Genomic DNA, 10,821 nt, shown 5'->3' on the forward strand with positions numbered 1-10,821 from the left:
TAATTGTCAATTTATTAAATATTTAAAAAAACCTTCTAAAATTTTGATTTTTCTATTTTTCGCTATTAATAAAATAATCGACTCAAACACTAATTCCTCTACCGCCAAGATAGTAGATACTACCCAAAGGGTAGATTTTTTTAAATCTCTAATTTATATCACTTATAAAAATTTAAAATTGATTTGAAACAATCAGAAATTAAAAATTTTAATTAATAAATTTATTTAACCTATCTAACGATACCGCATTTTATTAATTAGTTACTTCCCTCTAATTATTGACAAAAACTTTCTTTTAACTCATATTTTAAAGATGGCAGAGAGGCCTTATGAAGAATTAGTAATCCATGATAAATTAATCCTTTGTTTAAAACAAACAGTTTATCGATATCCTAATGAAAAGTATCCTTATTTAAAAACTTATGCCAATCATCCTGATAAGCATCGAGGGATATACAGCGCCAACAATGGTAATTATTATTATCCTGATCTGGTAGTAATTGATTTAAGAAATGAAAAAATAATTATGATTGCTGAAGTAGAAACCATTTCTACTTTAAATGAACAAGAGGCAGAGGAATGGAAAAATTTCTCTTATCTCTCTTCTCATTTTGCTCTTTTTTATCCTAAAGGTTATGAGTTTAAAATTCGTCAACTTTGTAAAAATATTAAAATTGATTCTTTCTTGGAATATAGCGAAATAGAAGGTAAATTTAAATTAGAGAAAAAAAGAATTATCTTTTAAAAAGATTTATATACCAATAAAAAAGGTACTCACCAAACAAAAAATTTAAAACTGTACTCACTGCTAAAAAGCTTCCAAAGGGAATATAATCTTTTATACTCCTCTTTTTAAGTATTAATAAGAATAAAGAAACAACCAATCCTAAAATAGCTCCACAAAATATAATAAAAAGCACATTTTTATAACCAAAATAACTACCTAAAAAACCAGCCATTTTTATATCGCCACCCCCTATCGCTTCTTTTTTTCTTAATAATAGCCATATTAATCTCAAAAGAAATAAAAAACCCGCTCCGACAACGATTCCGTACAAAGAAAATAAGGGGAATTTATCAATATTAAACAAAAAACCAAACAATATTCCTGGATAATTTAGCCAATCAGGAATTATTTGAAATTCCCAATCAATAAAAAATATTATTAATAAAGCGCTAAACAAGAATATTAGCAAAATAGTTTTAAAAGAAAAATTATGCCTTTCGTAACTAAATAGAAAAATGAAACCAGTTAACAATTCGACAATTGGGTAGCGAAAAGAAATTGATCTTTTACAACAACGGCATTTACCACCTAAGAGAAGAAAACTTATTAAAGGAATATTATCATAAAACTTTATTTTTTTTTGACAAAAAGGGCAAAAGGAACTCGGTTTTATAATAGAAATCCCTCTGGGAGTTCGATAAATTAAAACATTAAAAAAACTACCGAAGACTAACCCAATGACAAAGGCAAAAATTTTATTAAAAACCGCCACTCAAAACACTCCTAACAAATTTTTCATCGTTACAATATTCAAACAAAGTTTCCCGAGTAATTATCCCTTGTTGATAAAGTTTAATCAGAGATTGATCTAAAGTTTGCATTCCAAATTCGGTACCAGTTTGCACCAAAGAAGGAATCTGATAAGACTTATTTTCTCTAATAAGATTTTTTATTGCTGGTGTGCCAACCAAAATTTCCATTGCTGCTGCTCTTCCGCCTTCCTTTCTGGGAACCAAAATTTGAGAAATAATACCAACAATTACGTTAGCAAAAATGTGCCTAATAAAATTTTGTTGTTCGGCAGGAAAAACATCAATTACCCGATCGACAGTCTCTGCGACATTATTAGTATGAAGAGTAGAAAGGACCAAATGACCAGTCTCGGCAGCAGTAAGCGCTAAAGAAATTGTTTCCAAATCTCGCATTTCGCCAATTAAAATCACATCCGGGTCTTCTCGTAGACATGCTCTTAAAGCCGAAACAAAAGAACGAGAGTGAACCCCTATCTCTCTCTGGCTTATTAAACAGTTTCTTCCTTTAAAAACATATTCTATCGGATCTTCAATGGTAATTATCCTTAAAGCCTTTTCCCTGTCCAACAAATCAATCATACTCGCCAAGGTGGTAGATTTACCACATCCAGTGGGACCCGTAACCAAAATTAATCCTCTCTTTTTTCTCACCAATTCAGCAACTATCGGTGGAGCCGGTAGTTCTTCCAAAGTTCTTATTCTTGCCGGAATAATCCGAAAGGCAGCACCAATACCATTCATATCCAAAAAAACATTTACCCGTGCTCGGATTCGATCTTTGCTCACATACTCCAATCTCATCCCCTCGGTAGCTTCTCCCCAAGTATAGGAAAAATCAAGTTCTCTTTTTTTTTCCAACGTTTCAATCTGTTCTTTATTCAAAATTGAATAAATTATTTCTTTTGTATCTTCTTTTTTTAAAGGAGGTCCAGGAATTCTTTTTAATTCGCCATTTACTCTAATTATTGGTGGATTATTAGCGGTAATATGTAAATCTGACGCCCCATAAGCAGCTGCATATTTCAATAATTCATCAATTTTCTTAACATATTTCTCTTCTTTTTTTTCCATTTAATTAAAACTAAATTATTGAAGTGAAAAATTATCCTTGGCTTTCTATAACTCTCGGGATTATAAAAATAAGTAATTCACTTTCTTCTTTTCTTATAGAAGTTCGAGTAAATAATTTTCCTAAAATTGGTATAGAACCCAAAATCGGAATCCTCGTTTCCGCCCTAGTCTCTTGTTCTCGCTTCAAACCACCGATTACAATCACTTCACCATCTTTGGCCGCTACTTGAGTTTTTGCTTCCCGCGTAGCAATTATTGGGACCTCCTGCTCGCCAGCAGTTCGCCAACCAATGATCGCTTCTACTTTTGGTTCTATTTCCATTGTAATACTTCCATCTTTCGTTAAATGAGGAGAAACTGTTAACATAATCCCTATCGATCTTTCTCGCCAAGTATAAACTCTTTCTCGTGTCTCAGGATCGACGCGAACTTCTAATAAAGGAACCTTCGTCACCATTTCCACCGTAGCCTTTTGATTGTCCATAGTTAAGGTATGAGGATTAGCGAGTAATTTTGCCTTTCCTTTTGATTGCAATAATTCCAAAGCCGCTGACATCTGAGCAAAAGAAAGTTTACCAATTATTAAATGCTTAAAAGTTATTGGTATTGCTATCTCTTTACCAATATCAGGAACAGTAGCAGTGGCTGCAGTTCGTATTGACCAGTCAATTCCATAAATTTCATCCGAAGATATTGTTGTTTCAATAAATTTAGCCTCAATAGAAATTTGTGGCGCCGGCCGGTCAAGTTCAGCAATTAATTTCTCGATTTCTGCTAATTTTTCAGGAATATCAGTAATTATTAAATAAGAAGCTCTTTTACTTCCGCCTCCTTCGCCAATCTTCTTTTCCACTGCTTCTACTCTCCCCTTGGAAGAAAGAAATTTATCTATTACTTTTTTAATATCATTTGCTTCAGCATAATTTAAATTGTATACTCGGGTATGAAGTTCTCCTTCAATATCTTTTTTAAAAGGTTTTACCATTATTACCCCTTCACTAATTTCTACTGCATTACATTCTACCGCTCTTAAAATAGCAGAAAAGGCAACCGAAAAAGGAACATCATCAAAACGCATAGTTACTGTTCCTTTTACTTCGGGTGAAGCAATTATATTAATATTTCCTAAACGTGAAAGCATTCTCAACACATCAATGATATCAGCATCTTTTACCTCTAAAGAAACTGTTTTTTCTGTCATCTTCTTTTCGGTAGGTAATGAAACGGTTTCTTTACTTAATTCCAAAACTATTAAATTATTTTGACGAAAGGCATTATAAGCATAAGGAGCTTCCAAGTTTATATTTACTTTTGTTCCTTCTTTATCCTCTTTGATTATAAAATTTTTTATACCAAATTTTGCTACCTCGATTGTCTCCTTTGTTGAAGATTTTACACCGAATAAAATTATATTAATTGTGGGCGGAAACAAATTAAGAGAAGTTTGAAACTCGCAAAAAGTATCGCAACTCAAAGTAATTCTGATTTTTTCTAAAAGTTCTTCGTAATAAATATTTCTTAAAAAATTTCCGTAAGAAAAACAGCACATTATTAAAATTAATAGAAAAATATATTTTCTCATAATATTTCCTCCTTTTATTAATTATTCACCCAAAAAAATTGTGAATCTTTTTCCACCTTTTTCTACAATTACTCTATCTTTCTCAATAGCAACTATCTTTTTTCCATCAATAATGTCCCCAACACGAACTACTTGATTGTTAATAACTGCGTAAGCCTCGTTTTTACTTATGGTAATTGCTGAAACAACCAACGATTTCATTTCAGCAGCATAAGAAAAATCTCTTACAAAAGGATCCTCTCCCCATTTCTCAGTATCTTCTTCTATCTTGGCGGTACCCATCGGTTTAAACTCTAAAGTCTCTTTTTTTGCCGAAATTTTAACGACAGTTAATGTTTCCTTTTTAACCACTGAAGGAACTATCGATTCTTTTTTAATTTCTTGTTTTTGCAAAACTGCCAATGTTTCTTGTTTTACTTTTGACTTCGTAATTCTAGTAACCGAAGTAATTTTTGATTTGGGTTTTGGCCGCAATAAAGTAAAAAAAATCAAAACGACTACTAAAATTCCAATCAAAATAATTAACCTTTGTCGCATATTATTATAGTAATAAAATTTTTAAAAATGTCAATTTATCTCCTTTTTTTACTTCTTAATGTTGTTAAGGGAACGCAATTCTCGCCAACACGCACAGTAGTAATTTCGCCAAGATAGTCAAGAGTAATCTTATCAGATTCAATTTTTACAATTCTTCTTCCCATTATTTCATCACCCACTTTATATTGTTTTCCATCGATTAGAGCGTATGGAGTATTTTCTACTGTTATAATTGCTTGTAAGATATACATTCCCTTAGTTCTTTTTCTTCTCGCTTTCTTTCTACCTTCTCTTTGTAATTTTTGTAATTCTCTCTGTCTCCTTCTTTCTTCTTTTAATCGTTTTCTTTCTAATTTTCTTAATTCTCTCTCCTTTCGTCTTTCTTCTCTACTTTTCTTTTCCCTTTTTTCTAAACTCCCTACTCTTCTTCCAGCTTTTCTTGCTCGCTTACTTCCTTCAACAACCTCCTGTGTTTTTCGGACAGCCTGTTGAACAGGCTTTTTCTTTAAAATTCGTGAACCAACAAAAATTAGAATAAACAAAAGAATCAAAATAGGTATTAATCTTCGCATAATACCTCCTACAAAATTTTTCCTACTAAACTAGAAGCAAATATGTTAACCAGAATTCTTGCTTCAATTAATGGTTTTATCTCATCTTTACCGGTAAATTCTAATTCGTAAACTTTAATAAAATAAGGGAATTTCCTTAAATCAGCAATAAATTTTCCAATATCTAAATACCTTCCTTGAAGAGTAATTTCAAAAGGAATTGGTCTTAAAGGATTTTCTTTTGTTTCTTGTGTTAAAAGAGTATCCAAACCCGGTGGTCGAATACTGAGAAATTTTATATTATATTTTTTGGCTTCTTCTGACAATTGTCTAACCAATTGTAAAACCTCGCTTCGTGGGGCAATACGGGCAACAAATTCTCTATTCTCTTCCTCTAATTTAGCGATTCTCTGTTTTAAAACTTCTGTCTCCTTAGCCAATTTTCTTAATTCCTCAATCTTTGTTTTTAACGCTTTAGCTTCTGATTTTAATTTTGCCCGCGAAGCAATTTTGGGCTGATAAAAGAAAATTACAAAAATCACAATTATTAAAAAAAGTACAATCAATCCACCCACTAGCCATTTTCTTTGTAAAAGATTCATCTTTACCTCCCTATTCTAATAGGCATTCCAATTCAAAATTCAAAACTTCTTCTCCGATAAGATAAGTTTTTGTTTTATTAATCAAATTAACCTCTTTTACCATTTTGCTGTTTTCTAACTTCCACATAAAATCTGCTAAATCAACTTCCAAATATTCCGGTCTGCCGGTCACTACACCTTTAATATTAATTTTAGAAAGCCCGGTAAATGTAAGGCTATTAAGCTGAATATTAGAAGGTACCTCCCTTGAGAAAAATCTTAAGAGAGGTGTCACTACTTCTGTTTCACCAACAATTCCTTTAAGTAATTTTTGCTGAGCCTCTAATTCATCTACTTTATTCTTTAAATTAGTATACTCCTGAGAAATTACTTCGACTTCTTTTAGTTCCCTTTGGAGTTTTTTTATTTGACCTTGCTCTATGGCTTTTTGAACTTCTAAGCCGATATTTATAAGAATAAGCAAAGGAATTAAAACTATGGCTATCGCACCCACTATTTGTAAGTCTCTAGCTGCATATCTTCTGAATTTAATCTCAGAAGGCAAAAGATCTACCGCCTCTGGATCATAATGTAGTCCTAAACAAGCAACCAATCGGTGACCAATATTTTGGGGATAATTTGGTAAATAAAGGTTATAATTTTTAAAAGGATCAAACACCTCAACACTAATTTTTAAATTCTCTTCTAAAAATTCTTTTAAACCTTTAAGTTCTGCGCCGCCACCACAAATTAAAATTCGGTTTATCGCTGGTATGCCATATTCTCTTTTATAAAAATCAATGGTTCGATTTATCTCTCCTAAAAATCTTTCTAAAGCCGGACGTTGCAAACTAAGTAATCTTTTTACTTTTACTCCGTTAGGCAAAGTCTCTTCATTAGTCTCTTCCGGAATACCATATATTCTTTTATATCTTTCCGCTTCTTCCAAACTTAAAGCCAATTCTCCTTCCTCGGTCATAATTGCTACAGTCATTGCTTCAGTAATAGAATTTCCGGCAGTGGTAACCGTTCGTGTAAATTCTAATTGTTTATTTCTAATAAAGATTATGTCGGTAAATTCAGCGCCAATATCTAAAAGAGCAACTACTTCTTCTTCTTTAAGATTTCCAAATTTCTTCGCGGCCGCAGCTAAGGCAAAAGGAATTACCGAAATAGCTGTTGGTTCTAAACCAACTTTTCTTAAAGTGGCAATATGATCGGCAATAATATCTTTTCTTACTGACACCACCATTACGTTGTTAGCTTCTTTTCCTGCTTCTTCTATTGTTCCTAAAGTTTTATAATCCAAAATTGCTTCATCAATAGTAAAAGGAGAGTATTTATCTAATCGTAGAAAAATTGCGTCTCGCAATTCTTTTTTTGACATTTTAGGAAAAGGTGCCTGACGTAAACTTACCGAAGGGCCACTAACAAAAGAATACACCTTTGCTGGTTTCACGTCTTTAATCAATTCTCTAATAATTCCGCTAATATCAGGAATCTCAACAAATTCTCTTAAACCATAAGCACAAACTTTATCTTTTTCCATATAAACAAATTTAACTGATTGAGAACCAATATCAATTGACAAAGCACCTTTTCCTTCTTTTTGAAACAGTGTCTTAAAATCAATACCTTTCACTTTTCACCCCCTTTTAAGGAATTAAAAATTGATTCACTGAACCATCACTAGTTCTAATTTTTACTAATTTATTTCTTAAATTAACTGGCATATCGCCATTAGGTCTACGATTATTATAAAAACCTAATAATGTAAACATTCTAATAGCATGGGGAAAAAACACAACCATACTATCTATTCTATTAAAATCTACATTTTCATTTGTCCCAAACCTATTACCGCCATCAAAATCGGCAACAATAACACTATCAATAACAATAGTTTCATAAAATATACTATCAGAAGATGATAACGAAATTAAATTAAAACTATTAATTCTTATTGTTTCAGTCGTAGGATTAAATAATTTAAAAGAGAAATTGTTAAAATTTGTATCTGGAGCAATAGAAAAAGAGACAGCAGAATTGTTTACGTAAACCAAACTTCCCCGGAAAATTCCTGGCAATCGAAATTCCACAAAAACTTGAGACTTAGGTAGCACCGTTACATATTTACGCAAAGTTTCCTTAGGAGAATAAACTTTTACTAAATGAATACCTATCGGAATATTCTCAAAAGAAAAAAAACCATCCCAATGAGGTATAGATTCTACATATACTATTTCTCCATCTTTAGGATATTCGCAGCTTACTCGAAAATTAACCGCCATATTTCCCGGTGGATTTTTTTCGCTATCATAAACATAGCCATAAATTTTGTTATTAAATAAATCATTATAATTTTCGGCAATTTTATAGGTTAAAGTAAATCGGCCATTAGCAAAACTTCTAATCGCTAGATCTTCGGGAGTATATTGATAATATCTTCCCCAAGCATCAATTTTATAACTCTCTTTATCTTCTAAAAAATCTAATTTCAAATAAGGACCTTTCCATAAACCACCTTCATTATTTACTAAAGCGCCTAAACTATCAGGTAACTTTCCCATATCACCCACATAACCAAAATCCACTCTTTTTCCATCAATAATTAATTCCGGATCACCAGTAATCGCTTTACCAAGTTTTTTTAATTCTTCCATTGTTTCATCTATCTGGGAACGTTCACGAATTCGATCAATCGCGCTTAAGGAAATACCGGCAAGAATACCAATGATCACCATCACAACAATCATTTCTAATAACGTAACTCCTTTATTTCTTTTCATAATTAAATTATTCCTGAAAATTAACTCGGCTAAATTTTATTTCAATATTTTTGGCTCCAATTCGAGGATAAACGTTGATAACTTTTTCAATGGAGTCATATTGAAGAGTATCTCGATATACACACACCAATCTTCTTTTTCCGATAGGAACTCCGGCATACATAAAATTTCCACCACTTTGTGGATGAATAGAATCAATAATCATTCTACCTTCTCGTGGATAGAAAAAAGTTATTGATATATAAGTAGCTTTTATTGAGTCAGGCGGATTTCCTAAAGCATCGTATACTATTCCACTTACTTCATTATTAAAAAGGTCGGAAAAGGAACTTGCTAATTTTTTTGTTAGCCATTTTTGATAATTAACATCGCCACCACCCGCATAACTTCTGATAATTAAACTTTCAGGATAATATTTATAAGAGTCACCCCAGGCATCTATCAAAAACCCTCTAGGATTCTCAGCAAATGCCGGCTTTAAATAAGGTCCTTTCCACAAAGCACTATCTACATAATCTGGTTTAACAACAAGATCTATTAAATTTTTAGGCAACATTCCGCAATCGCCAACGAAACCAAAATCGATTCTTGTTCCCATGTATGTTAATCGTTCATCACCTACAATGGCTCTGCCAATTTCATCTAACTCTTTTATCGTCTCTTCGATTCTTTGCCTTTCTAATGTTACATCCCATGTTTTTACTGCTGCCGAAGCTAATATTCCAATAATTACCATTACAATCAACAGTTCTAAAAGAGTGACACCTTTCTTCATTAATTAAAATAATACAATAATGTCATCGTTTACCTGATGTCTTTGAGGATCGTACCATTCGCCATCAGGACCAGCACTTTTTAATCCTAAAGTTTCACCATTTGGTCCTAAATAATACATAATCGGGGTACCCCAAGGATCATATAAAAAGGAGTGCTCAGGATCATCTCGTACATAGGGACCGTTCCAACCTTTTTTAGTAAAAGGATTCCAAGCAGGTATCGATTCTTTTCCCGGATAGATAAATTCTCTTAATGTATCTGGACGATTTGTTGCTAATTCAATCAAGTGCCTCGGAAATCTACCAACATCCCCTTTAAATCCATAATCAACATAATTTGCGCCAACTTCACCAACTATCGCTTTCCTCAACTGATATAATCGATTTTTAACCACAGTAATTCGAGCATTCTGAGTTACTCGAGATACAATCGGAGGAACTAAAAAACTAATTAAAATGCCAATAATAAAAATTACTACTAATAATTCAACTAAAGTAAACCCTTTATTTCTCATAAATTTAATTAATTATGCAAAACAAAAATTATCACTTCATCGTGTTCAGGATTATAACTTCTTATGGATTCACCGGCAATATTGAAACCAATTAACCCATAATTAGAAGGATATTGTGAACCTGGGGGATACCACATACCATATCTAATAGTACCAGGATCGTATCCCCAAACATCATTAGGGCCGTCCTCTCTGGTATCAAAACAATCTTCTTTATTATCATAATCTTCTTCGTCAAAATCTTCCGGTGTTAATTCTTTACCGGTATAAGGATTTGTAGGAAATTTTCCTAATTTCACTTCAAAAATTCCACCTGGGAAATAAGAACCATAACCATCTTCATAAAAATCCTCAGCGTAGTGCCCTTGCTCTAAATGAAAGGTCTCAATAACAACTTGACAAAGATGCATATTAGCTTTAACTGCTGTCTGTCTGGCTCTTTCTCGCATTAAGTTGAAATTAGGTACTTGAAGAGAGATTAAAACACCAATTATAGTTATGACTATTAACAACTCCACTAATGTAAAACCATTTTTTTCCATCAAACAATTATAATCTAATTTTTTTGTTATGTCAATAAATATAAATAAATGTGCTAGAAGGGTTATTAAGTTAATGGAATATCTTAATCACGAGAGAAAAATTTTTCGATAATTTTGTCTGGAAATATTATAAAAAATCTATTAAAGTTATTAGTGAGAAATTATTTGAAAAGATTGGCAGGAAATTATTAACAGGAGCAGTTTAAAGCTATTCTTTGTCCCATTTTAGGGATTGTTAAAAAAATCATTTTGAAAATTGGTGTTATTTCTTTCTCCAAACCTTTCTCTTTAGATCTTCTCTTGCTTTTTCAACGGTGTTTAAAACTTCGGCACAAGAA

Annotated in this window: 12 protein-coding genes; 1 reads left to right on the forward strand and 11 read right to left on the reverse strand. The window is 32.2% G+C overall.

What is annotated here, in order from left to right:
* The first annotated feature begins 313 nt into the window (after nt 1–313).
* The gene (locus ABIK75_01600) at nt 314–745 is read left to right on the forward strand and encodes a hypothetical protein (GenBank protein ID MEO0089791.1); all 432 of its coding nucleotides are present in this window, start codon (nt 314–316) and stop codon (nt 743–745) included.
* On the opposite strand, the gene ABIK75_01605 is transcribed toward ABIK75_01600, so the two are convergent.
* The 11 genes from ABIK75_01605 to ABIK75_01655 are packed head-to-tail and all read right to left on the reverse strand — an operon-like array spanning nt 735 to nt 10,483.
* Complete coding sequence (locus tag ABIK75_01605; GenBank protein ID MEO0089792.1) at nt 735–1,499, reverse strand: prepilin peptidase; 765 nt, start codon at nt 1,497–1,499, stop codon at nt 735–737. The two genes, ABIK75_01600 and ABIK75_01605, sit on opposite strands and share 11 nt — an antisense overlap.
* Nucleotides 1,486–2,610, reverse strand: a complete 1,125-nt coding sequence (locus tag ABIK75_01610; GenBank protein ID MEO0089793.1) for a type IV pilus twitching motility protein PilT — start codon at nt 2,608–2,610, stop codon at nt 1,486–1,488. The genes ABIK75_01605 and ABIK75_01610 overlap by 14 nt, the downstream gene beginning before the upstream one ends.
* Nucleotides 2,611–2,641: 31 nt before the next feature.
* The gene (locus tag ABIK75_01615; GenBank protein ID MEO0089794.1) at nt 2,642–4,192 is read right to left on the reverse strand and encodes a secretin N-terminal domain-containing protein; all 1,551 of its coding nucleotides are present in this window, start codon (nt 4,190–4,192) and stop codon (nt 2,642–2,644) included.
* 21 nt (nt 4,193–4,213) lie between these two features.
* Nucleotides 4,214–4,729 carry a hypothetical protein gene (locus tag ABIK75_01620; protein MEO0089795.1) on the reverse strand — a complete coding sequence of 172 codons (516 nt, stop codon included), beginning with the start codon at nt 4,727–4,729 and terminating at the stop codon, nt 4,214–4,216.
* 35 nt (nt 4,730–4,764) lie between these two features.
* Entirely contained in the window at nt 4,765–5,301 is a 537-nt protein-coding gene (locus tag ABIK75_01625) for a hypothetical protein (GenBank protein ID MEO0089796.1), read from the reverse strand.
* An 8-nt stretch (nt 5,302–5,309) separates the two neighbouring features.
* On the reverse strand, nt 5,310–5,882 hold the full coding sequence (gene pilO, locus ABIK75_01630; protein MEO0089797.1) for a type 4a pilus biogenesis protein PilO: 573 nt from the start codon (nt 5,880–5,882) through the stop codon (nt 5,310–5,312).
* Nucleotides 5,883–5,892: 10 nt separating this feature from the next.
* Nucleotides 5,893–7,503 carry a type IV pilus assembly protein PilM gene (pilM, locus tag ABIK75_01635; GenBank protein MEO0089798.1) on the reverse strand — a complete coding sequence of 537 codons (1,611 nt, stop codon included), beginning with the start codon at nt 7,501–7,503 and terminating at the stop codon, nt 5,893–5,895.
* A gap of 13 nt (nt 7,504–7,516) precedes the next feature.
* Nucleotides 7,517–8,650 carry a prepilin-type N-terminal cleavage/methylation domain-containing protein gene (locus ABIK75_01640; GenBank protein ID MEO0089799.1) on the reverse strand — a complete coding sequence of 378 codons (1,134 nt, stop codon included), beginning with the start codon at nt 8,648–8,650 and terminating at the stop codon, nt 7,517–7,519.
* 7 nt (nt 8,651–8,657) lie between these two features.
* Complete coding sequence (locus ABIK75_01645) at nt 8,658–9,425, reverse strand: prepilin-type N-terminal cleavage/methylation domain-containing protein (protein ID MEO0089800.1); 768 nt, start codon at nt 9,423–9,425, stop codon at nt 8,658–8,660.
* 3 nt (nt 9,426–9,428) lie between these two features.
* Complete coding sequence (locus ABIK75_01650) at nt 9,429–9,941, reverse strand: prepilin-type N-terminal cleavage/methylation domain-containing protein (GenBank protein ID MEO0089801.1); 513 nt, start codon at nt 9,939–9,941, stop codon at nt 9,429–9,431.
* A gap of 8 nt (nt 9,942–9,949) precedes the next feature.
* Nucleotides 9,950–10,483 carry a type II secretion system protein gene (locus tag ABIK75_01655; GenBank protein MEO0089802.1) on the reverse strand — a complete coding sequence of 178 codons (534 nt, stop codon included), beginning with the start codon at nt 10,481–10,483 and terminating at the stop codon, nt 9,950–9,952.
* Nucleotides 10,484–10,821 lie beyond the last annotated feature (338 nt).

This window comes from candidate division WOR-3 bacterium (assembly GCA_039801725.1).
Taxonomy (GTDB): domain Bacteria; phylum Hydrothermota; class Tepidihabitantia; order Tepidihabitantales; family DTDR01; genus DTDR01.